Raw genomic sequence first — 21,977 nt, forward strand, 5'->3', positions numbered from 1 at the left:
TCGCCGGCGCACGATGAGCGCCGGTGGCGGGACGGCGCATGTGCTTTCCCCGCCTGCGGGAGCTGCCATTTGACCGACCCAGTAATTACCCTCGACGAACCCGCCGCCGCCACCCCGGCCAAGCCGCGGATGGCTTTTCGCCGCTCCGCGCCCAAGATCCGCATGACCCCGGACGACGCCCGCCGGCAATCCTCGATCGTTCAGGCCGCGTGGAAGTCGTTCGGCGAGCGTGAACCCGCCATGGCCTTTCTCAACACGCACCAGGACGGTCTTGAGGGCCGCCCGCTCGACATCGCCACCAGCAGCGACGAGGGCCTCGCCGCCGTGCAGCAGATGTTGGCGGAGCGCGGAGTCTAGAGCTCCACCACCAGCTTGCCGATCACTGCCCGCGCCGCCATCGCGGCGATCGCCTCGCCTGCGCGCTCCAGCGGGTAGGTAGCGCTGACCCGCGGGCTGATCTGCTGCGCGTCCCACAGCTCGAACAGCTCGGCGACGTGGCGCTGGTTGGCCGCCGGATCGCGCATCGCGAACGCGCCCCAGAACACCCCGCACACGTCGCAGCTCTTCAATAGCGTCAGGTTGAGCGGCAGCTTGGGGATGCCCGCCGGGAAGCCGACCACCAGGTAGCGGCCTTCCCACGCGATGCTCCGCAGCGCCGGCTCGGCATAGTCGCCGCCGACCGGATCGTAGATCACGTCCGCGCCCGCCGGCCCGACCGCACCCTTGAATTGCTCCGCGAGCGCTTTCTGCCCGTTCCGGTCGAACGGTCCGCGCGGATAGACGATCGCCTCGTCCGCGCCGGCCTCCCGCGCCGCCTGCGCCTTGTCCTCGCTCGACACAGCCGCGATCACCCGCGCGCCGCGGGCCTTGCCCAGCTCCACCGCTGCCAGCCCGACGCCGCCCGCCGCACCCAGCACCAGCAGCGTCTGCCCGGCCTGCAGCCGCCCTCGATCCCACAGCGCGTGGATGCTGGTCGCATAAGTCAGCAGCAGCGCCGCTCCGTCGGTGAAGCTGCGTCCTTCCGGCAGCCGGAACGCCGAGCGCGCCGGGATCACCATCTCCTCGACCAGCCCGCCATAGCCCGGCACCGCGATCAGCCGGTCACCGGGCGACCAGCCCTCGACGCCTTCACCGACCCCGATCACCTCGCCGGCGATCTCGCCACCGGGCGCGAACGGCCGGGGCGGCTTCAGCTGATACTTGTCCTCGATGATCAGCACGTCGGGATAGTTGATCGCGCTCGCCCGCACCCGCACGTGCAGCTCGCCCTTGCCGGGGGTGGGGGAGGGGACGTCGGTGATCCGCAGCGTGTCGGGCCCGCCCGGCTCATGGCTCAGCAGCGCCCTCATCGCGCCGCCTCCGGGAAGGCGGGGACTTTGGCGATATCGGCCGGCTCATGCTGGATCACCACGGTTGCTCCCATCTGCTTGGCCAGCGCCTCGAACTTGTCCATCGATTCCAGCGTCTGCGCCTTGTCGGTGTTGAACGGCGGCATCCCGCGCTTCGTCCGCGCGGGGGCGCCATGGTACAGGTCGCCGCTCAGCAGCACGTTCCCCGACGCGAGCTTGACCAGCAGTGAGTGGTGCCCCGGCGTATGCCCCGGCAGGTCGAGCATGACGACGCTTCCGTCGCCGAACACGTCCTTGTTGCCCTGGACGGCTTCAACCTGGCGGCCGCCGGTCAGCCATGGCTTCAGCGCGGACTGTGACATCTGGAAGAACGGGTCCTTCTTCGGCCCCTTCAGCGCGGCAAGGTCCGCCGCGCCGATCAGCAGCGTCGCGTCGGGAAACGCGTGCGCCTGGCCGACATGGTCTGCATGGTAATGGCTGATGCCGATCAGCCCGACCTGCTCGGGCCGCACCCCGCCGGCGGCCAGCTGGTCGACCAGCGAGCGGTCGAGCGTGGCCGTCTGCTGCCCCGGCTCGGTATAGGGATGCCCGACCATTGCGTCGGGAAAGCCGGTATCCCAGATCATCATGCGGTCGCCGTGCCGGATCAGGTAGCAGCTGTCGGTCAGGTCGTAGGCGCCGGGCGGGTAGACGCCGGCGCCGCTCGCAAAGCTCTTGTCCATGTTCAACACGTGGATCTTGCCGCAGTCGAGCCGGCTAAGGCTGACCGGCGCGGCCGCCTTCGTGGCGGCAGGCGCCGCAGCGGCAGGCGCCGCCGCGTTGGCCGCCGCCTCGTTCGCCGGCGTCGCCGCCTTCTCTCCGCAGCCGGCCAGCGCCAGCACCGCCAGGGGCACAAGGAACGACTTCATGGGCGGCACTCCTCCTGTTCGCTCCCCTGGCGTAGCGGGGCGGCGCGCCGCCGTCATCCGCCGACCGCTTACCAGTACGCGGGCTAGCCCTCGTACTTGGCCGTGGTCTTCGCCCGCACCTCGTCCGCGCTCACGTCCGGCGCGGTTTCCACCAGCTTGAACGCGCTCCCGTGATCCGGCCGTGCAAACACCGCCAGGTCGGTGATGATCATGTCCACGACGTTCTTGCCCGTCAGCGGCAGCGTGCATTCTGGGATGAACTTGGGGCTGCCGTCTTTGGCGTTATGCTCCATCACCACGATGATCTTCTTGACGCCGGCGACCAGGTCCATCGCCCCGCCCATGCCCTTGATCATCTTGCCCGGGATCATCCAGTTGGCGATGTCGCCACCTTCGCTGACCTCCATCGCGCCCAGCACGGTCAGGTCGATATGCCCGCCCCGGATCATGGCGAAGCTCTGCTCCGACCCGAAGTAGCTCGACGACGGCAGCTGGCTGATGGTCTGCTTGCCGGCGTTGATCAGGTCCGCGTCGACCTCGTCCTCGTACGGGAAAGGCCCGATGCCCAGCATCCCGTTCTCCGACTGCAGCGTCACCTCCAGCCCCGCCGGAATATGGTTCGCCACCAGCGTCGGGATGCCGATCCCCAGGTTCACGTAGAATCCGTCGCGCAGCTCCTTCGCCGCCCGCGCCGCCATCTGGTCTCGTGACCAGCCCTTGCTCAGTGCCTCGGTGCTCATCTCATTTCCCGGTCATGGAGGATGGAAGCGGCTGCTGCGGCGTTTCCTCTTGCCAGAGGATGGAGGCGACCCGCCACCGGCCCTCGATCTTCACCAGCTGAAAGCTGTTGATGCCGCGCTCGTGGAAGCTGCCGTTGGCGGTCCGGCCCTCGTAGGCGGACCAGACGGTGGCAAGGCCACCCCAGACTTCCAGGCGGCGCTTGCCCAGCTCCCGCTCGGTGAAGCCGTCCTTCTCGAGCACCTCCGCATTGCGGCTGATGTAATCTTCCAGCGAGCCGCCGCGCAGGCCCTTCGGCCCGATCGCCTTGAGGGTAGCGCCCGGCGCGAACATCGCACGCATGCGGTCGAAATCGCGCTTCTGCCCCGCCGGCCCGGAGATCACCGCGTAGACGCCGCGGATCAGCTGGTCGATCTCGGCAACGTCGGAGCGCGTCGCGGCTGGTGCTGCGGCCAAGGCTGCCGCGGCGAGCAGGACCGCGCTCACGCCGCCTCCCGCTGCCGCACCGTCCGGAACTCGATCTTCTTGTCGTACGGCGCACCCAGGATCAGCCGTTTCACATAGATGCTCGGCAGGTGGATGGCATCAGGGTCGAGGCTGCCGACCGGCACGATCTCTTCCACCTCGGCCACGCACATCTTGCCGCAGGTCGCCGCCGGTTGGTTGAAGTTGCGCGCCGTCTTGCGGAACTGGAGGTTGCCCGCCTCGTCCGCGCGCCAGCCCTTGATGATGCTAAGGTCGGCCCGAATCCCGCGCTCAAGGATATATTCCTCGCCGTCGAACTCCTTGACCTCCTTGCCCTCGGCCACCTTCGTGCCGACGCCGGTCTTGGTGTAGAAGCCCGGGATGCCCGCGCCGCCGGCCCGCATCCGCTCGGCCAGCGTGCCTTGGGGGCAGAACTCGACCTCCAGTTCGCCGGCCAGATACTGCCGCTCGAACTCCTTGTTCTCGCCGACGTAGCTGCTGATCATCTTGGCCACCTGCCGCGTGCGCAGCAGCTTGCCGAGGCCTTCGTTGTCGATGCCCGCATTGTTGGACGCGATGGTCAGGCCGGTGACCCCGCTGGCGACGATCGCGTCGATCAGCCGCTCGGGGATGCCGCACAGGCCGAACCCGCCCGCCGCGACCGTCATGCCGTCGTGGAGCAACCCGTCGAGTGCCGCCGCGGCATCCGCATAGATCTTCTTGGCCATCTGCCCTCCTGTGCGCCAAGCCGGTTAGGCAAAGTTGAACCGACTTTCAACTTCGCTCGCGTGGGGTCAGGCGAAGTCGTCCGGCTTCAGCTCTTCCTGGCCCAGCGCACGAACCACCGCCGGCCGCTCGATGACCCGGCCCACCAGCGACGACCAGCGCGGGTACACGCTCATGTCGAACTTCGCCCGCGTCGCCCAACGATGAAACACGGCGGCATAGCTGTCGGCGGCGGTGAACCGGTCCGCCACCAGCCAACCCGGCCCGCACAAGTCGTCCAGCTCGTTGAAATGGCTGGTCAGCGCCGCGCGCCCGCCTTCGACGATGCCGGCGTGGATCGCGTCATCGGGCGACGTGCGGACCGGCCGGAACATCTGCGCAAAGGCCACGTGGACCGAGCTTGCGAACCAGCCGAGCAGCTGGTTGCACTGCGCCCGCGCAAAGGCATCGTCGCTCGGCACCGACCCGTCGGCCTCGAAGGTGTCCCCAACGTAGTTCAGGATGGCGACGTTCTCGGTGATCGTGCCCTCGTCCGTCACCAGCGCCGGCACCCGCGCATGCGGGTTCACGCGCAGGAACTCCTCGCCGTGCTGCTCGCCCTGGGCAAGGTCGATCCGCTCAGGCCGATAATCCGCCCCGGCTTCTTCCAGCGCGATGTGGCTCACCAGCGAACAGGCGCCGGGCGAGTAATACAGGGTAAGCATGGTGAAAACGCTCCTTTGTTCAAACTCGAAGGAAGCGAACTCACCACGCTCCATTTGGACCCAGTCTTACTTGATCCGCGACAGCACGCCCTGCAGCTGCATGGCGTTGGACATGTCGCCCTCGACCTTGAGCTTGCCGGTCATGAACGCGGTCATGCCGTCCAGCTGGCCGGCGACCATCGACTGCCAGTCGGCCCAGCTCACCTTGATGGTGGTGTCGGCGGCGTCGTCGTCCTCGGTGACCTGGTTGGCCTGGCCGTCGAGCATGATCGCGCCCTCGTCGCCGAAGTGCAGCTTGACCTTCTTGCCCGGCAGAACGGCGTTCGATTCCTGCATCTTCTGCACCAGTTCCTGCTTGGTCATGCGCCTAAACTCCTTGGATTGGGATGGTGCAGCGGGGGTAGCTTTGCCGCCGCAGGGATACAAGCGGCCGGGTTGATGCGTTACACCCCCGTTATGGCAGCCGTTCCCGACTCCCAGCCCAACGACCGCCGCGCCGTCGACAACCGCCGCGGCATCGTCACCCTGATCACCGGCTGGCTAATCCTGGCGATCGCCGCCATGACCTTCATCCTGCCGCTCGGCGACCCGCGCCACGCCGGCACCATGCTCGGCCTCCTCCTGGTCGCCGCCGGCGGGCTGGAGATCGTGGCGGGCAGCCAGCGCAACGCCGCGCGGTTGCCGTCCATGGCGGCCGGCGTGCTGACCGCCGTGGTTGGCGTCCTGTTCCTCACCGGCGAGTGGCGCGGCTACATTCCGGCGGTCAACGTCGTACTCATCTGGCTCGTGCTGCATAGCATGCTGCTGTTGCTCGCCACGCTGCGCGGCGGCACCTCGTCGGTGCGCAAGTGGACCGGCATCGCCGCCGCCACCGACTTCCTGCTGGGCGCCCTGCTGCTGATCGGCGTCTCCATCTCCAGCCTGGTCTATAACCTGTTCGGGCCAACCGAATATCTGGTCGCCAGCTTCGCCTGGATCCTGGCCTTGAGCTTCGTCGCGACCGGGACCATGCTGCTTGAGGTGGCGAACTGCGAGCGGGAAGGGGCCGCCTGATCGCCGCCTGAGCGGGGAGGGGGCAGTGCGGGTCAGGATCGTTGTTGGCGCCGCGCTGGCGGCGGTGCTGCTCAGCCTCTCTACCAGCAGCTTCAGCTGCGCTGGCGGCGACGACACACCGCTGTTCGACCTGGCCAAGCGTTACGACATCACCGCCAACAGCGCCTGGCTGAGCCCCGCCAACGACACCCGTGCCAATCTGCTCATGCTGCTCGCCGACGGCGGTGCTGCCACCGCCCGCCCGCCGCTAGTCGTGCGATCTTTTTCAGCTGGAAGGAGGTACGCGGCCGCGCCGGCGCCGCGCCGGTCACGCCCGACTGGGACCAGCCTGAAGACTCGCTCGCCGGCACCCGCTGCCAGACCAACGAAAGCGGCCAGGCGGCGTTCGCCGCCGCGCTCGCCGGCAACCGCCAGCTTGGCCCTGAGGAGCGCGCGGCCCTGACTGCCGCCCGCGCCGCGCTTCGTCCCGGCTGCACCAGCGACGCCGCCAAGCTGCCCGCGCCGACGCCCACGGTCCGCTCACCCGCCGGTCGGGCATTCGCCACCTACCTCGACGGCGCCCACGCCTTCTACGTCGCCGATTACCCGCGGGCGGAGGAGGATTTCGCGCGCCTCGCCACCGCTACCGACCCGTGGCTGCGCGAAACCGCGCGCTACATGACGGCGCGCACCCGCCTCAACGCCGCCCAGGACGCGCTGTTCGACGAGTACGGCTATATGGTCGAGGCGGACCAGCGCGACCCGGCCAAGGCCGCCGCCGCCGATGCGTCCCTCCGCTACTATCTCTCCGCCTATCCGAACGGCCGCTACGCCGACTCCGCCCGCGGCCTGCTCCGCCGCACCGCCTGGTTCGCCGGCAACGATGCCGCGCTCGCCCGCGACTATGCCGCCATGCTCACGAAACCCGCCGAGCCTGTTCGGGTCATCGAGGAACTCGACACCAAGCTGCTCGACCACGACAAGGGCTACCAAGCCGCAACCGGGCCGCTGCTCCTGGCCGTGGCGGACCTCCAACGCCTGCGCAGCTCCGTCGGGGAGGAACAGCCTTACCACGGCTCCGGCCTCAGCCGCGCCGAGCTCGAGCGCCAGCGCCCGCAGTTCGCCGGCCGCGACGACCTCTACACTTACCTTCTCGCCGCCGAAGCCCTGTACAACCGCAGCGCCGCCGCCGACGTGCTGGCCCTCATCCCCGATGCCGTTCACCAGTCGCGCTTCACCACTCTCCAGTTCAGCCGCCAGGTGCTGCGCGGCCTCGCGCTGGACATGAGCGGCGATCCCAACGCCTACCGGTTCTGGCTCTCCCTGCTGCCCGGCGCCACCGGCCCCAACCAGCGCGGCGCGGTGGAGCTCGCCATTGCGCAGCACGAGGAGAAACGCGGCAGCCTCGACCGCCTGCTCGCCGACACGAGCCCGGTCCGGACCCCCGCGCTGCGCCGCATCGCCATCGCCCATCTGGCCGGCCCCGACCTGCTCCGCGCCCGCGCCGCCGCGCCCCGCGCCGCCACTGATGAACGCGAGCTCGCGCTCTACGTCCTGCTTACCCGCCAGCTCGGCCGCGGCCGCTACGCCGACTTCCTCCGCGACGTTGCGCTGTTGCCGCCCGCACCGCCGCAGCCACACGCCGAGCAGACCTACCGACTGCCGCCTGACCGGGAGCAGGAGGAACTGGAGGAAGCGGCGGTCACCAGTGGCGACCTCGCCATCTTCCGCACCCCCCGGAAGGAGCCCGGCACCGGCTGCCCGGACCTCAGGGCCACCGCCACCCGCCTCACCGCCGCGCCCGCGGACCCGCACGCCCGCCTGTGCCTGGCCGAATGGTGGCGCCTGTCCGACCTCGATTATTTTCCGTTCGACCAGCCACTGGCGGAGACCGGTCTCGGCTCCGGCCCGCCGCGCTGGCCCGGCCAGCCCTACTCGCGCCTCCTCGTCTACCAGTCGCTCCTGGCCGACGCGCGCCTAACGCCTGAGGACCGCGCCTACACGCTATACCGCGCAGTCTGGTGCTTCGGCCCGAGCGGCATCAACAGCTGCGGCGGAGACGCGCCCAAAGCCCAGCGCCGCATTTGGTTCACCGAGCTCAAGACCCGCTTCCCCCAGTCCCGCTGGGCCAGGTCGTTGAAATACCATTGGTGACCCGCCACGCCTGCGCGCTCGCCGCAGCCCTGCTGCTCTCCAGCTGCAACCCGCTCCCGGCGGATACCGTGCGTGCCGAGGATCACGAGGCCTTCTGGCTGTGGGCTGGCGTCAGGCCGCAGCCCGTGCTTGCCCGCGCCCACACGCTTTACATCCTCGATGGCGAGGTCGCCGGCGAGCCGGGCCGCTATACCGTCCTGCGTGCCACCATTCCCCGCGTCCGCGGCCCCGAGCTGTGGCTCACCGTCCGCCTCGAGACCCTCGCCTGGCAACCGCAAGTCCGCCCCGCCATCCTCCGGCGCCTCACGGACTGGCGCGCCGCTGGGGGGCGCGTTGGAGGCGTCCAGCTCGACTTCGATGCCCGCACCCGCCACCTCGGCGACTACGCCGCCTTCCTTCGCAGCTTCCGCGCGGCCCTCCCGCCCGGCACTAGGCTGTCCGTCACTGGCCTGATGGACTGGAGCGCCCATGGCGATTCGGCGCAGCTTCGCTCCCTTGCCGGCATCGTCGATGAGGTCGCGATCCAGACTTATCAGGGCCGCTCCACCATTCCCGGTTACGACCGCTACCTCGCCCGCCTCGGCGGCTTTCCCATTCCGTTCCGCATCGGCCTGGTCCAGGGCGGTGAGTGGCGGCAACCCGCGGCTCTCGCCCGCAACCCTGCCTATCGCGGCACCGTCGTCTTCCTGCTCAACCCGGAACGGCGTTAGCCCGCGGCGCAGCGGCTGCTGCGCCCTCGGCTCCACCCTCCGCGTCCGCCTTCTGTGATTTGCGGCCGGGACCAAAGCACACCCAGAGCAGCGCGAGCCCGAGCAGCACGGCCGGCGCGATCCACAGCAGCAGGGCGATCACATATACCATTGTTCGGTCCCTGTTTTCATCGCTGCGGCAACTATCGAGCGGCGGCTCAGGAACCCTGTCATGCCGGCCATGTCCCAAGGTGGAACAGCGGCGTGTGCGAACGCCAGCCGGCCATTCCCCTGGGAAACGGACCGCGTTAGCCGTCGCGCGCGCCAGCCAGCAGCTTGCGCGCGATTTCCCGCACCGCGTCGTCGTCGGCCGTTCCGTCCTTCGCCGGATCCCCAAGGTGATCGAGGCTTCGCTCGATCGTGTCGATCAGCCCCGGTCGCTGTGCTTCCACCGCCTGGACCACATGGAACAGGATATGCTCAACCGCCATCTCGCGCTGCCGGGCCTGAACGGCGGTCGGTGAAGGGGATTGCTCGACATTGGCCATGGTGTTGGCTCCCTAGTTTCGTGCATCGCGAGCGCCCGGCGCGCGCTATGGTTCCGGCTGCAGTAGTCAGCGCTCGGCGCGTCGCGTTGGCCACCGCGACGCTGATCGTCTTGGCCGCGGTTTCGCCACCGCGGCCAAGACCGGCTATTGCCGCAACGAAAGGTCTAAGCCCCCGTGACGGCTCACGATTCCGTTGAGGGGAGGGGCTGTTCAAGTTACTCTGGTAAACGCCTGATTACCGGAATGAACAAGGCCTCTGAGTCGACCTTGAGCGGTCCGGAACGAGGGGAGGCGACCATGCCTGAGCTATTGTCCGGCGACCTGCTCTTCCGCGATCACGCGTTCGAGAGCGACGTGCCGCTGCCGGACGTGATCGATACTGCATCGCGCCGCACGATCACCCTGGCGGCTCGCCAGTTCGACCAGTTCCTGGGCCTCTATGACCAGTTTGGCAACGCGCTGACCACCACCGTGTGGGGCTACAAGGCCGGGCAGCTCGGCGGCTACCCCGGCCCAACGATCGTCGCCTACGAGGACCGGGCGGTGACGATGAACTGGCAGAACAAGCTGCCCCTCACCGGCCACTTGCTGCCCATCGATACGACCATTCATCTTGCCATGCCGGTGCGGCGCCCGCTCGAGAACGGCTACGTCCCGCTCGTCGCGCACCTTCACGGCGGCCACAGCTCGGCCGCGGCCGACGGTACCGCGGAGCAATGGTTCACCCAGAACGGCGGCGGCCGCGGGCAGGGACCCCGCGAGACCGGCCGGACCTTCGCCGGCTCCAGCAGCCGCTACGACAACGACCAGGGCGCCGCGACCCTGTGGTACCACGACCATGCGCTGGGCATGACCCGGCTCAACGTCTACGCGGGCCTCGCCGGCTTCTACATCCTCCAGGACGACGAACGGCTCGCTCTCGAAGCTCAGCAGATCCTGCCTAGTGGCCGCTACGATCTCGGCCTCGTGATCCAGGACCGGGCGTTCACCGCGGACGGGCAGCTCTACTTGCCCGCCTTCCGGGACGACCGCCTGCCCGGCACGACCGACACGGTCGGCGACATGGTGCCGCAAGCCTTCTACGATGCGCACGGTGAGGGCGCGCCCTCCATCCTGCCGGAGTTCTTCGGCGACACCATCCTCGTCAACGGCATGGCATGGCCAAATCTGGACGTGGCGGCGGGCGAGTACGAGTTCCGGCTCCTGAACGGCTCGGACTCGCGCTTCTACGTCGTTTCCGTCAGCGATCCGCGGGTCGGGATCACCCTGGTCGGGACCGACGGCGGCCTGCTTCCGCACGCGCTCACCATTTCCGACGGCGACGGCGTGGCGGAACCGGGCGAGTTCCTGGTCCTGGCCCCTGGCGACCGGGTCGAGCTCGTGTTCAACTTCAGCCGGCTCGGCCCCGGCGAGACGGCCACCCTGCTCAATTCCGGCCCGGAATTTGAACCCTTCAAGGGCGTGGATCTGAGCGGCGCGCTGCTCGGCGGGGCTGAGGCCGCCGACGCTGGTGATCCTGTCGGCAACATCATGCAGTTCACCGTGACGGCCGCCATTCCTGCGTTCGACGCGCACCTGTCGGCCGGGCAGGCGCTTGCCGGCGGCTTCGCCGACCTCGCCAGCGACGCGGACGGCAACGGCATCGCGGACGCCGCCACCAACGTGCGCTTGCTCGGCCTGTTCGAAGGCGCGGACGAATATGGCCGGATCATGCCCATGCTCGGCAAGGCGGAGGCGGGATCGATCATCACCGACATGATGGCGCCCGGCGACTTCGGCCCGCTGATGTACGATGCGCCGATCACTGAAAATCCGCAGCTCGGCGCCACCGAGCAGTGGGAGTTCCTTAACTTCACGGAAGACGCCCACCCGGTCCACGTCCACCTCGTCCAATATCAGGTGGTCGAGAAACGCGAGATCTTCTTCGTGGACGAGGATGAGAACGGCTTGCCCGATGACACCACCGGCGACGGCCTGATCAGCTACGGTCACGGCACCACGCCCGACTACACCAAGGCCGACATCTGGATCGGCGACGTTATTCCGCTGCGCCCGGAGGAGACCGGCTGGCAGGACACGGTGCCGGTCAATCCCGGAACCATGATGTCTATCGTCGCCCGGTTCGATCGACCGGGCGAGTATGTCTGGCACTGCCACATCCTCTCGCACGAGGACAACGAGATGATGCGCCCCTTCTACGTCGGCGACTTGCCGGTTGGTCAGGGCATGGATTACTTCACCTGACACCCGCGCAGGCACTGTGCTGGTGGCCCAGTCGCCGGACCGTAGCCGTGCGGTCCGAAGCTGAGTTCAGCGCTGCCCGACGGCCCTGCGGCTCGCCGTCTGGCTGACCCCGGACAGCGAAGCTCTGACTGCAGTTTCGCGCTTGCCCGCCGTGCTTCCCGGCCCCAAGAATCGGACCGGGTCAGGGGGCAAGCACATGAAACAACGCGTCGACCTTCTCACGATCGTCGGCTGGGGCATGCTGCTCGGGCCGCTGCTCACCATGTGGCATGAACTTGGCGGCCATGCGGCCGCCTGCGCCGCGCAGGGCGGCCAGCTGACGAGCGTCGGCGCCTACTATGTCGAATGCACCGGCCTTACGGCTCTACCCGACCTAGTGGTGGCGGTCGCCGGGGTGCTGGTGAACGCCCTGCTCGCGCTGGTCGCCTTCGCGCTCTGGCGGCGCGCCCGTAGCGACCATGCTCGCCTCGCCTGGTGGCTGGTGTGGGTCAGCGAAGCGTTCGTTGCGGCCGGCTACCTCTGTTTCTCGGGCGCGAGCGGCTTCGGGGATCTCGGCACCGGTCCGGGCGGCAGCTTCGCGAACTTCCCTCACCCGCTCGCCATCCGGGTGGCCGAGCTCGCCGCGGGCATCGTCCTCTACGTCCTGCTGGTCCGCGCGGGCATCCGCTCACTTAACGAGATGCTCGGCACGGGCCGGTCGACCAGCCCCGCGCGCCGCCGCATCGCCCACGGCTACTACGCCACGGTCGGCGCCGCCGCGATCCTGGTCGGCCTGCTCAACCCCGTCGGGCTGGTGATCACGATCATGTCGGCGCTGGCCTCCTCTTTCGGCGGTCTGGCCGGCTTCATCTCCATCGGCTTCGCCCCCGGCCGCGAGGACGCCCCGCATCCCTTCGTGATCGAACGCAGCTGGCCCGTCTTCCTCGCCGGTGCCGCCGTCCTCGCCGCCTTCGCGGTGGTCCTCGGCCGCTCGCTTCACTTCTGAGCGGGCGGCACTGCCACCTGGTCCGCGAGCCGCGCTAGAAAGTTCGCTTGCCCGCCACCAGTCGCCGATCTCGACGATCAGCTCGTCACCCAAGCAAGGCCGCGGGCGAGTCCTGCGCCAGATCGGCCCTTCGTTGATTGCCGGTCTCAGTGGCGCCAGCCAGCGCTCCAACGCCGGCCTGAACGCCTCGAACAGCGTTGCAAAGCAGACTTCGAACAGGAAACTCAGCTATTCGCAGGCAGTGACAGACCGGGGTTAAGTGCCCGTTAGGCCATCGCGCGCCTCGTCTCAGTCGACGCCGCGTCGTGCCCGCCACGCCAGCAGCGCCCAGCCGCCGATCATCAGCAGCCCGCCCGCCGGCGTTACCGCGCCCAGCCAGCGCGGCGCTCCTAGCGCCATCGCCGCCAGCGTACCCGCGAACACCGCCGACCCGCTCGCCAGCAACAACCCCGGCGCTCGCCACGCGGGCCGCGCGGCCAGCCCCAACGCCATCACCGCCACTCCGTGGGGCAGCAGATATTGGGCGCCCGTCTGCCACCAGCCGAGCGCCTCCGCATCGACCCGGCCCTTCAGCCCATGGCTGCCGAACGCGCCCAGCGCCACCGCCGCCCCGGCCAGCACCGCGCCGAGCGCCACCAGCCGCGACGACCCGCGCCCGCTCACGCCTGGTGGATCGCTTTCACCACTTGGTAGCTCTGCAGACCCTCGGTCCCGCCTTCCGATCCGAAGCCACTTTCCTTGACGCCCCCGAACGGCGCGTCCGCGACCGAGATGGCGAAGCTGTTGATGCCGACCATGCCGGCCTCGATCGCATCGCCCAGCCGGTTGGCCCGCCGCCCGTTCTCGGTGAAGGCGAATGCCGCCAGGCCGTAGGGCAGGCGGTTGGCCTGCTCGATCGCCTGGTCCTCGGTTCCGAACGGCGCCATGAGCGCCAGCGGCCCGAACGGCTCGTTGTTCATCGCCTCGGCCTCCAGCGGCACGTCCGCCAGCACCGTCGGCTGGAAGAAGAAGCCGCCGTCGCCCTTTTCACCGCCGGCCAGCACCCGCGCGCCCTTGGCCCGCGCGTCCTCGACCAGGCTCGCGATCGCGGGCACCCGCCGCCCGTTCGCCAGCGGCCCCATGCTCGTGCCCTCGGCCAGGCCGTTGCCGACCTTCAGCGCCTTGGTCCGCTCGGCGAACCCGCGCGCGAACGCGTCGTAGATGCCCTGCTGCACGTAGAAGCGGGTGGGCGCCACGCACACCTGACCCGCGTTCCGGAACTTCTGCGGCACCACCATGTCCAGCGTTTTGTCGAGGGCGCAATCGTCGAACACCAGCACCGGCGCGTGCCCGCCCAGCTCCATGGTCACCCGCTTCAGCCCGTCAGCGCATAGCTTCATCAGGTGCTTGCCGACCGGAATGGAACCGGTGAAGCTCACCTTGCGGATCACCGGTGAACCGATCAGGTGACGGGACACCGTGTCCGGCACGCCGTGGACCAGCTGGAACACGCCGGCCGGAATGCCGGCGTCGCTGAGCGCCCGCGCCATCGCGCCGGTGCAGCCCGGGGTCTCCTCCGGCGGCTTGCTGATCACCGTGCACCCGGCCGCCAGCGCTGCCGCCACCTTTTTCGCCAGCAGGTAAATCGGGAAGTTCCACGGGGTGAACGTCGCGGTCGGGCCGACCGGCTGGGGGATGACGATGCTCCGCTGCCCGGTCGGCCGCACCAGCACCCGGCCGTAGGCGCGCTTGGCCTCTTCGGCGAAGAAGTCGAACATCTGCGCCGACCCGATCACCTCGCCGATCGCCTCGGGCAGCGGCTTGCCCTGCTCCTGCGTCAGTAGCGCGCCGATGTGCTGCGCCCGCTCGCGCAGCAGGGCCGCGGCCCCGTGCAGGATGGCGGCGCGCTTTTCCACGTCCATCGCCCGCCATTCCGGCCACGCACGCTCGGCCGCGGCCAGCGCCTCGTCGAGGTCGCCGGTACTGGCCAGCGGCACTTCGGCGATGGTCTCGCCGGTCGCCGGGTTGATAACGGGAGCGGCGTCATGGCCCTCCCCGGAGCGCCAGCTGCCATCGATGAACAGCTGGAGCTCGGCGTCATAGGCTGCGGAGTCGGTCATGGGCACGGACTTAGGCCCGTGCCCACGCCCTCACAAGGTGCGTAAGGACGGCGCCGCCCGCCGCTCCAGCAGCGCGGTCAGCGCCCAAACCATCGCATCCGCCCGGTCCGGGCTCGGATCGGGCACCTCGCCCGGCACCAGCCGCTCCAACTCCGTCTCCAGCTCGGGGAAGCGGCCCGCCAGCCACGCCCGCCCGCTCTCGAACGCCACCGCCACCGGTTCGGCCCGCGCCACCTTGCCCCGGCTGGCATTGACCAGCGTCAGCGGCAGGGCAGGGGCCGCCTGCTCCAGCACGCTGCGCACCATCGCCCCGCCCATGTTCGACTCCGCCACCACCCGGTCCGCATCCCACGCCGTCGCCGCGTCGGCCACCGCCCGCGCCCAGCCTTCCGGCGATCGCCCGCTGACACTGCCATCGTGCAGCACGAACAGCTGCCCGGCCTCGTCGGACGCCGCCACCACGATGCCGCACGTCCCCCCAGCCGACGCGGGTGGGTCCACCCCGACTACCACCCGCGCCGGCGCCCCCGGCCGCTCCGCCCGCTGCCGCGCCAGCAGCGCGGGCGGGAACAGCGACCCTTCCACCTCCTCCAGCAGCTCGCCGGCCAGCTCCTGCCGCCCCAGCCGGCTGTTCCCGTACAATCCCTCCATCGCTGTCACGAACGCCACGGGCAGGTGCGGATTGTCAAAGGTTGAGCCCTTGCTCGTGACGATCCCCGGTTCGGCGAGCACCCGCTTGAGCAACTGCGATCCGCCGCGCGGAGTCGTCGTGACCAGCACTTGCGGCCGCTCACCCAGGCGCAGCCCCATGGTGAGGTTATCCCACGCTCGCGCTCCGCCGCCCCCCCATTTGCCGAGTTCATCGCACCAGGCGACATGGTGCTGCGGCCCCCGCAGCGCCTCCGGCGCCGCCGCCGAGTAGACCGTGGCGATCGCCCCGGACGGCCACTCCAACTCGCCGCGACTATGCAACCATTCGGGCCGCCAGTCCGCGCTCGATGTCGCCAACAGCCCGCTTTCCCCCTCGACCATCACCCGCACCGCCTCCTCACGGCTGGCCGCGACCAGCGCAACCCTGACGCCCGTTTCCATACGTGCAATCGAATGAACCCATTCGGCACCCGCTCGCGTCTTGCCGAACCCCCGGCCCGCCTGGATCACCCACAGTCGCCAGTTCCCGTCGGGCGCCAGCTGCGGCGTACGGCCGCGACCGGCGCCCCAATGGCCCTTGAGCGTATCGATGATGCTGGGCGGCAACTCGACAATGAAATCAGTCCACGCCGCGGGATCGTCGCGGCACAGGAGAGCGGCCCGGCGGAGCACGCGATTGACCTCACGCGGCGACATACCGGGCATCACGATGGTTGCGGCGGCGGCGTTTCGGCGATGATCTCTGCGCCGAACTTGGCCAGCCGCTCGCTCAGCGCCGCTACGACTTCTGCGTCGGTGGCCGGAGGGCTCGCGCGCTGCGGCTGCACTTTCCGCCCCGCCTCGCCGTCCTTTGCTGCGGGCGCCACTCGGGTCTTCGTGACCCGGTCTTGATGGTGCTTGAGCAACTGAAGCGCCCGCGCCGGGTCTTGCACAGGCGGGTCGGGCACGTCCCAATCCCCGGTGAGATCGATCCGCTCCAGCTCCTCCTCGACATCGTCGAACTGCTGCTGCAGCACCCGCATCTCCAACCGCGCATAACCCTGTTCCAGCGCCCGGTCCCAGGCGCTGGCAAAAGCAGCACTGGTCATACGATGACGGTAAACGGTGGAGCAGGTCACGCCCGCTCGACGAGCCGACCACCTGGCGTTGCACGTTGCCGCGAACAATTCCAGAAAGGTTCGCTGCATCTTCGCGCTGAACTTCCGCGCATCCTGGTCTGAGGTATTCATCAGCTGCGTCGTGCGACCGCGGCCCGACCGGACGTCAGCCTCAAGCGTTTCGGACCGTGAATGGGGTTCTGGTTTCCTTGACACCCTCACCGCTAACCAAAAAGGTTCCTACATGTCAAGCTCGGTATGCCAGAGCGGGGTACACGACGCGCCCGCCGGCTGCCGACCACGCAGCGGTACGGGCAGCCACCCAGGCAGTCAGAAGCCTGTCGACCGACCCCATGGATCCTGTCGGTAGTACAACCCAGTTCGCGCGAGTGCCTCTAGGCCGCCTTGTTGCGCGATGGTGCGGCCACGCGGGCCAGCGGGCGCGGCCGGCCCAGCAGGTGCCCTTGGCCAAGGTCACAACCCAGGCGCCGCAGGTATTCGCGCTGGTCGTCGGTTTCGATCCCCTCGGCTACGACCTTGCGCCCCAGGTTGTGCGCCAATGATACAATGGCTCGCACGATCATGGTGCTCTCCACGTCACGCTCCAGGCCGGCAATAAAGGACCGGTCGATCTTGAGTACGTCCGCTGGCAGCTCTCGCAGGTGCACGAGCGAAGCATAGCCAGTGCCGAAATCGTCCAAAGATACGCCCACGCCTTCCTTGCGCAGCCAGCGAAGGCACTCCACCACTGGCCCGCCCGGCCGCCCCAGAACCACGTTCTCGGTTACTTCAACCGTCAGCGCCGATGGCGGAAGGCCCCGTGACGCCAGGCGGCCGAGAATGTGGCGGGCCGCTCGCCGCCCCTGCAACTGACAGGCAAGGAAGTTGACGCTGATCGCCTTAAGCTCACCGGCCGTACGACCGGTCTGCAGCGCGTCCAGCGCCACCTCCAGCACCCAGTTCTGAATGGCCAAGCTCAGGGCTTGATCGTCGAAGGCCTGGTTGAATTCGCCCGGTCGGATGAGGCCGCGCTCCGGATGCCGCCAGCGCAGCAGCGCCTCGTGGTAGCTGACCTCTTGCGTGCGCAGGTCGACGATTGGCTGGTAGTGCAGTTCCAATTCGCCCCGTTCGAGGCCGGTGCGGGCCTGCGTGATCCACCACCGCCGGGCTTCCTGCTCATCGCAGATGGCGCTCGAATACGCCCGCCAGCAGCCGCGCCCGTCGGCCTTGGCCCGGTAAAGCGCCAGATCGGCTTCTTTGGCCAGCCGGTCCGGGCTGCCGTCGCCCGCGGTCCAGCTCGACAACCCGCCCGACAAACCGATCGCCAGCAATTGCCCGCCATGGCTCAGCCGCTGACCGCCCGACCGCCCGACCAACTCCAGCACTGGTGGCAGGCCGCCGCGTTCCTCGTCGACGAGCAGCACGGCGAACTCATCGCCGCCGATTCGCGCCACCAGTCCGCGCCCGCCGGCCGCCTCGGTAAGGCGCCGACCCGCCTCGATGATCAGGGCGTCACCCGCATCATGCCCAGCCGAGTCGTTGGCCTCCTTGAGGTCGTCTAGATCCACGATCAGCAGGTCGGCGCCGCTATGCTGCCCGAGCGTTGCAATTCGTGCCTGGAATGCGGCGCGGTTGGCCAAGCCCGTCAGCGCGTCCGTGTTCGCCACTCGGCGCAGCGTGTCGCGCTCGGCATCGGCCGCGTCGCGCTGGCGCAGAAACTCGCGAAAGCGGTCGGCCACGGCAATCGACAGGATCACCGCCTCGAAGGCGATCGCAACGAAGCTGGCCATGTCGACCAGGTCCGACTGGCTGAGCAGCCCGAAATTGCGCCCGACGCGAAGCATCAGCACGATCATCGGCGCGGTCCATGCCGCGAGGTAGAACCACACCGCGCGGCTGCCGCGCCGGATGCCGTGGCAGATCCCCGCTCCGACCAGCCCGATGGAGATCACCAAGAGCACGTTGAGTGCGAGGTCAGCAGGCCGCGCCGGCAGCAGCCAGTCCAGCGCGGCGAGTGCTCCGGCAAGCGGGATCAATGCGGAACAGACCAGGCCTGCCTTGACCAATCCCTCCGGCATCTTGCCGCGCTCGACAAAGTCGAAAAAGAAACCGGTCGCCGACCCTACCAGGATGCTGACCAGCACGAAGTCGGCCCGCACCCGCAACGCCCCGTCCAGGCCTGGCGCGAACAGGTACACGCCGCCCGTCCAGAACAGGGTGTAGGTCAGCCCGCTAGCCAGCCACACCACGTTCCAGCGCTGGAAGTCGCTGCGCAGCCAGGTCATCAGGAAGAGGTTGTACGCCAGCGCGCAGAACAAGACGCCGCAGACCGCCGAGACGAGGACCAGCCAGCGGTCCACATGCCGCTCGAACGCCGCCGGCGACAGGGCCTTGACGCTGCGCATCAGGCTGAGGTCGTCGAGGTCCCGGAAGCCAAGGCAGATGCGGGTCACTGCCGCCGGCGCCACCGGCACTGCAAATACCAGTCGGTTGCCAAGCGTCGACGCGCCGCTCAGTTCTGCCGTCCGCCCGCCCAGCAGCAGGGGCGGCCCGTTCGTGCGCGCGATCGCAATTCGCAGCGCAGAAAAGCGGGTATGGTCGATCATCAGTCGCCAGTCGCGCCCGAGCTCCGCGGAACGCGGTGGCTGCACCTGCACGAAAGTCCAGTTGGTTGCGTCCGCCGGGCGGCAGGCGGCGCTCGGGCCATAGGCCAGCTGTTCGACCTGGCGGGCCGCGGCCGGCGTGCCCCAGCCCGCGGCAATCACCAGGAGAAGCACCAACCAACGCCTGAACATTCGCCCTCCGTACCGTACCTGTAGCGGGCGAATAGCTGCCGGAGGTTTAAGAACCGTCGTTAAAACGCGCACTGATGCGGAAATGTCGCTGGCGCCGGGACCGCCAAGGACAGGGCCGCCGCCCACTCCCGTTAACCACGATTGTTCCAGATAGGTGTGAACCGCTGGTCAACAGCATCGTTCTACCCCTCGCACAGCCAAGAGGGCGAGTAGAGTGACGGGCAAGTTCGGCAAGCGTATCGACGGTCCTGCGGGGCGCCGCCAGAACCCGCGCGAGGAGCTCGCGCTAGAGGCGCTGGTGGAAACGGTCGGGGCGCGCCATTCCGCTGCCATGCTCGACCTGTCGCAGACGGGCGCGCGGCTCGGCGGTAACGACCTTCCCGCCGCCGGGGACGAGATGCTGCTGCGGGTCGCGGGCGCCGCCCTGATGGGCGAGGTGGTCTGGTCCACCGGCGAAGAGTGCGGCGTCCGCTTCGACGAGCCGCCGACGGCGGGCGAACTCCAGGCACTGCGGCGCGAGGGTGGCGCTGACATCGCCCGCCGCCTCACCCCTGACGAGCGCCGTGCGGCCGAGGATTGGCGGCATGGACTGGCGCGCTGAGGGATGGCGGCGTTATGGACCGTCGAAGTTAGCTCCGCCGAGCCCGCGCGTCCGCAATCGCCTTCTTGAGCGCGTCATAACCGACTGCACCATTGAACACCTGGTCGCCTATCACGAACAGCGGCGTGCCGGTGGCGCCTAATTCCTGCGCCAGCTGGTAGTTGCGCTTGAGCTCCGTCTCGATGTCGGGGCTTTGCGGCACGGCAGCCGGCACGCCGGCCGCCTTGGCGGCGCTGGTCAGGCCCGCCTCGTCCGGGTGGCCAGCTGCGTAGAGCGCGTCGTGGAAGGCGAGGAACTTGCCGGCCTTGCTGGCGCCGAGCGCCATGCGGGACGCGGCGACGCTGCCTTCGCCCAGGATCGGGAACTCGCGGTAGACCACCTTCAGCTTCGGGTCTTCCTTGATCAGCCGGTCGAGCACCGGCAGCGACGCCCGGCAATAGCCGCAGGCATAATCGTAGAACTCGACCAGGGTCACGTCGCCATCGCGCGCGCCTTCCCACGAGGATGCAAACGGCGTCTCCAGCGCCGCACGGTTGGCGGCGAGGGTCGGAGCGAACTGCTTTTGCTTGAGCGCCTCGGACGCGGCGATCAGGATGTCGGGATCGCGCACCATGGTTTCCCGCACGTAGCGGTCCAGCCAGCCAGCTCGCGCAGCCAGCACCAGGAAGATCAAGGTCAGCAGGGTCCCGCCGAGCGCGCCCATCAGCGCGGCTCCCCACGGCGACCGCCCCCGTGTCGTTTCGCTCACTTGCTTCGCCCGCCCTTCCGGTTCTTCTCCACTTCGGCGCGCGACACCATGGCGATGTCCTGCGCGCGAAGATAGTCCGGCGTGCCGGCGGGGATGCCCTTCATCGCCGTCTCGGCGCTGGTCAGGGCCAGCTTGGGGTCGCCTTCCAAATTCCAGCGCTCGGCTGTCGCCAGCGCGGCTCGGGCGATGTCGCCCTTTCGATCGTAGATGACGCCGAGCTGGTACCAGGCGAACGGGTTGTCGTTGTCGCGGTTGACCGCCGCCTTCAGTACCCGTTCCGCTTCCGGGTAGTTGCCGCTCTGCTCCGTCGAGATCAGCGCATGGCCGAGCATGGCGGCGATCATCGGCTTGTCCGGCGCAGCCGCTACCGCCTGCCGCAATGGCGCGATCGCTTCCTGCGGCCGACCGGACTCGAGCAGCACCTGGCCCTTCAGCTCGAGGAAATAAGGGTCCCCGGGCCGCATCTGCAGCAGCGCGTCACTTTCCGTCAGCGCACGGTCGCGATATGCCTGGCGATGATAGGCGTAGGCACGGGCATAACGTGCGGGGATGGACGTATCGCTCGCCGGATAGCGCTGCAGCACCTGCTCCGGGTCTGAGATGTAGCCGACCAGTTTGGCCCGCACCCGCTGAAACCGTTCCTCGATCTTCGGATCGACGGCACGACCCCAGGCCGGGTCCTTCTGGTAGATGGTCTTCAGCGTCTGGATGCGCTCGGACGATAGCGGATGGGTGCGATCGTAGCTGTCCGTAGCATAGACCGCGAGCCGATACTCCTGGTTCTGCAACTTCTTGAAGAACTCAAGGCTGCCGCGGCCGCTCACGCCAGCCTTGGCGAGGTAGGACGCGCCAGCCAGGTCCGCGCTGGTCTCCTGCGCCCGGGTGAAGGACAGGAAGCTGCCCTGCGCCACCTGCTGCCCCAGCGCCACAGCACCAAGCGCCGCCTCGCCGGCCCCCGCGGCGGCGGCGAGGCCGCCCAGCACCAAACTCAGGATCTGGATCACACCCGCCTTGTGCGCGCCCTCGTATATGCGGATCGAGTGGCCGCCGGCGACGTGGCCCAGTTCGTGGGCGATCACGCCCTGCAACTGGTTGGCATTGTCCGCCGCCATCAGCAGGCCTGAATGGATGTAAACCACCTGGCCGGTCGCGACAAAGGCATTGATCTCCGGATCGTTGATCATCACGACTTTGACCGACCTGGGGTCGAGGCCGGCCGCCTGGATCAACGGCTTGGAGATGTCGTCGAACAGCTGCTCGGTTTCGCTGTCGCGAAGGATCGACTGGGCGGCCGCCGGCTGAGCGGCGGCGAACACCAGCGTCAGCACCAGCATCAGCCGGCGGATCAGCAACGACGTGAAGGCGCGTCCCATCGACCTGCCCTTTGCGGTTCGGGGCTGAATGAGGGGTGAAAGGCTCCCCGCGGCCACTCGCCGGGGGAGCC

The 21,977-nt window shown here is 68.8% G+C and carries 24 protein-coding genes; 8 read left to right on the forward strand and 16 right to left on the reverse strand.

Translation table 11 applies throughout. The features are described 5' to 3' along the window. Positions 1-69 precede the first annotated feature (69 nt). Positions 70-357 carry an antitoxin Xre/MbcA/ParS toxin-binding domain-containing protein gene (locus OMW55_RS10590; protein ID WP_264882998.1) on the forward strand — a complete coding sequence of 96 codons (288 nt, stop codon included), beginning with the start codon at positions 70-72 and terminating at the stop codon, positions 355-357. On the opposite strand, the gene OMW55_RS10595 is transcribed toward OMW55_RS10590, so the two are convergent. The 7 genes from OMW55_RS10595 to OMW55_RS10625 all read right to left on the reverse strand — a co-directional run bounded on the left by OMW55_RS10595 (position 354) and on the right by OMW55_RS10625 (position 5,253). Beyond that, a complete protein-coding gene (locus OMW55_RS10595) occupies positions 354-1,349 on the reverse strand; it encodes an NADPH:quinone oxidoreductase family protein (RefSeq protein ID WP_264883000.1) in 996 nt (331 codons plus the stop codon). The two genes, OMW55_RS10590 and OMW55_RS10595, sit on opposite strands and share 4 nt — an antisense overlap. Then, positions 1,346-2,257, reverse strand: a complete 912-nt coding sequence (locus OMW55_RS10600; protein WP_264883001.1) for an N-acyl homoserine lactonase family protein — start codon at positions 2,255-2,257, stop codon at positions 1,346-1,348. Before OMW55_RS10600 ends, OMW55_RS10595 begins: the two co-directional genes overlap by 4 nt. Positions 2,258-2,340: 83 nt before the next feature. Continuing rightward, positions 2,341-2,997 (reverse strand): CoA transferase subunit B, encoded by a 657-nt coding sequence (locus tag OMW55_RS10605; protein ID WP_264883003.1) that lies wholly within the window; start codon positions 2,995-2,997, stop codon positions 2,341-2,343. Between the two features lies 1 nt (position 2,998). After that, positions 2,999-3,481, reverse strand: a complete 483-nt coding sequence (locus OMW55_RS10610) for a nuclear transport factor 2 family protein (RefSeq protein WP_264883004.1) — start codon at positions 3,479-3,481, stop codon at positions 2,999-3,001. After that, a complete protein-coding gene (locus tag OMW55_RS10615) occupies positions 3,478-4,188 on the reverse strand; it encodes a CoA transferase subunit A (RefSeq protein WP_264883006.1) in 711 nt (236 codons plus the stop codon). The genes OMW55_RS10610 and OMW55_RS10615 overlap by 4 nt, the downstream gene beginning before the upstream one ends. Positions 4,189-4,254: 66 nt before the next feature. Next, entirely contained in the window at positions 4,255-4,890 is a 636-nt protein-coding gene (locus OMW55_RS10620; RefSeq protein ID WP_264883007.1) for a glutathione S-transferase family protein, read from the reverse strand. A gap of 66 nt (positions 4,891-4,956) precedes the next feature. Further along, positions 4,957-5,253 carry an SCP2 sterol-binding domain-containing protein gene (locus tag OMW55_RS10625; RefSeq protein ID WP_264883009.1) on the reverse strand — a complete coding sequence of 99 codons (297 nt, stop codon included), beginning with the start codon at positions 5,251-5,253 and terminating at the stop codon, positions 4,957-4,959. Between the two features lie 75 nt (positions 5,254-5,328). Here OMW55_RS10625 and OMW55_RS10630 point away from each other — a divergent pair, with 75 nt between their 5' ends. The 4 genes from OMW55_RS10630 (at position 5,329) to OMW55_RS10645 (ending at position 8,786) form a co-directional block, all read left to right on the forward strand. Further along, positions 5,329-5,943: a hypothetical protein gene (locus OMW55_RS10630; protein WP_264883011.1), complete on the forward strand. Its 615-nt coding sequence runs from the start codon at positions 5,329-5,331 to the stop codon at positions 5,941-5,943. A 25-nt stretch (positions 5,944-5,968) separates the two neighbouring features. Then, positions 5,969-6,385, forward strand: a complete 417-nt coding sequence (locus tag OMW55_RS10635) for a hypothetical protein (protein ID WP_264883013.1) — start codon at positions 5,969-5,971, stop codon at positions 6,383-6,385. A 215-nt stretch (positions 6,386-6,600) separates the two neighbouring features. Continuing rightward, entirely contained in the window at positions 6,601-8,076 is a 1,476-nt protein-coding gene (locus OMW55_RS10640) for a hypothetical protein (protein ID WP_264883015.1), read from the forward strand. Continuing rightward, the gene (locus OMW55_RS10645; protein ID WP_264883016.1) at positions 8,073-8,786 is read left to right on the forward strand and encodes a DUF3142 domain-containing protein; all 714 of its coding nucleotides are present in this window, start codon (positions 8,073-8,075) and stop codon (positions 8,784-8,786) included. The genes OMW55_RS10640 and OMW55_RS10645 overlap by 4 nt, the downstream gene beginning before the upstream one ends. Here OMW55_RS10645 and OMW55_RS10650 read toward each other — a convergent pair. Then, positions 8,767-8,937, reverse strand: a complete 171-nt coding sequence (locus OMW55_RS10650; RefSeq protein WP_264883018.1) for a hypothetical protein — start codon at positions 8,935-8,937, stop codon at positions 8,767-8,769. The genes OMW55_RS10645 and OMW55_RS10650 overlap by 20 nt on opposite strands. A gap of 136 nt (positions 8,938-9,073) precedes the next feature. Beyond that, on the reverse strand, positions 9,074-9,313 hold the full coding sequence (locus OMW55_RS10655; protein WP_264883020.1) for a hypothetical protein: 240 nt from the start codon (positions 9,311-9,313) through the stop codon (positions 9,074-9,076). Positions 9,314-9,610: 297 nt separating this feature from the next. Here OMW55_RS10655 and OMW55_RS10660 point away from each other — a divergent pair, with 297 nt between their 5' ends. Continuing rightward, positions 9,611-11,557: a multicopper oxidase family protein gene (locus OMW55_RS10660; protein ID WP_264883022.1), complete on the forward strand. Its 1,947-nt coding sequence runs from the start codon at positions 9,611-9,613 to the stop codon at positions 11,555-11,557. Positions 11,558-11,753: 196 nt separating this feature from the next. Next, positions 11,754-12,542 carry a hypothetical protein gene (locus OMW55_RS10665; protein WP_264883023.1) on the forward strand — a complete coding sequence of 263 codons (789 nt, stop codon included), beginning with the start codon at positions 11,754-11,756 and terminating at the stop codon, positions 12,540-12,542. A 288-nt stretch (positions 12,543-12,830) separates the two neighbouring features. Here the strand turns inward: OMW55_RS10665 and OMW55_RS10670 are convergent, their stop codons facing one another. From OMW55_RS10670 to OMW55_RS10690, 5 genes are all read right to left on the reverse strand, one after another. Then, positions 12,831-13,205, reverse strand: a complete 375-nt coding sequence (locus OMW55_RS10670; protein WP_264883024.1) for a DUF423 domain-containing protein — start codon at positions 13,203-13,205, stop codon at positions 12,831-12,833. Continuing rightward, positions 13,202-14,641, reverse strand: a complete 1,440-nt coding sequence (locus OMW55_RS10675) for an NAD-dependent succinate-semialdehyde dehydrogenase (protein WP_264883025.1) — start codon at positions 14,639-14,641, stop codon at positions 13,202-13,204. Before OMW55_RS10675 ends, OMW55_RS10670 begins: the two co-directional genes overlap by 4 nt. 30 nt (positions 14,642-14,671) lie before the next feature. After that, complete coding sequence (locus OMW55_RS10680) at positions 14,672-15,997, reverse strand: phage terminase large subunit family protein (protein ID WP_264883027.1); 1,326 nt, start codon at positions 15,995-15,997, stop codon at positions 14,672-14,674. Further along, on the reverse strand, positions 15,997-16,380 hold the full coding sequence (locus tag OMW55_RS10685; protein WP_264883028.1) for a hypothetical protein: 384 nt from the start codon (positions 16,378-16,380) through the stop codon (positions 15,997-15,999). Before OMW55_RS10685 ends, OMW55_RS10680 begins: the two co-directional genes overlap by 1 nt. 404 nt (positions 16,381-16,784) lie before the next feature. Then, on the reverse strand, positions 16,785-19,166 hold the full coding sequence (locus OMW55_RS10690; RefSeq protein WP_264883030.1) for a putative bifunctional diguanylate cyclase/phosphodiesterase: 2,382 nt from the start codon (positions 19,164-19,166) through the stop codon (positions 16,785-16,787). 232 nt (positions 19,167-19,398) lie between these two features. Between OMW55_RS10690 and OMW55_RS10695 the strand changes: the two genes are divergently transcribed. Further along, positions 19,399-19,785: a PilZ domain-containing protein gene (locus OMW55_RS10695; protein ID WP_264883032.1), complete on the forward strand. Its 387-nt coding sequence runs from the start codon at positions 19,399-19,401 to the stop codon at positions 19,783-19,785. A gap of 28 nt (positions 19,786-19,813) precedes the next feature. Here OMW55_RS10695 and OMW55_RS10700 read toward each other — a convergent pair whose 3' ends face one another. Together OMW55_RS10700 and OMW55_RS10705 are read right to left on the reverse strand one after the other, a co-directional pair. Beyond that, positions 19,814-20,533, reverse strand: coding sequence for a DsbA family protein (locus OMW55_RS10700; protein ID WP_264883034.1), 720 nt, complete (start codon positions 20,531-20,533; stop codon positions 19,814-19,816). Beyond that, positions 20,530-21,906 (reverse strand): M48 family metalloprotease, encoded by a 1,377-nt coding sequence (locus tag OMW55_RS10705; protein ID WP_407822137.1) that lies wholly within the window; start codon positions 21,904-21,906, stop codon positions 20,530-20,532. Before OMW55_RS10705 ends, OMW55_RS10700 begins: the two co-directional genes overlap by 4 nt. Positions 21,907-21,977: the final 71 nt, after the last annotated feature.

The organism is Sphingomonas arvum, assembly GCF_026013565.1.
Taxonomy (GTDB): domain Bacteria; phylum Pseudomonadota; class Alphaproteobacteria; order Sphingomonadales; family Sphingomonadaceae; genus Sphingomicrobium; species Sphingomicrobium arvum.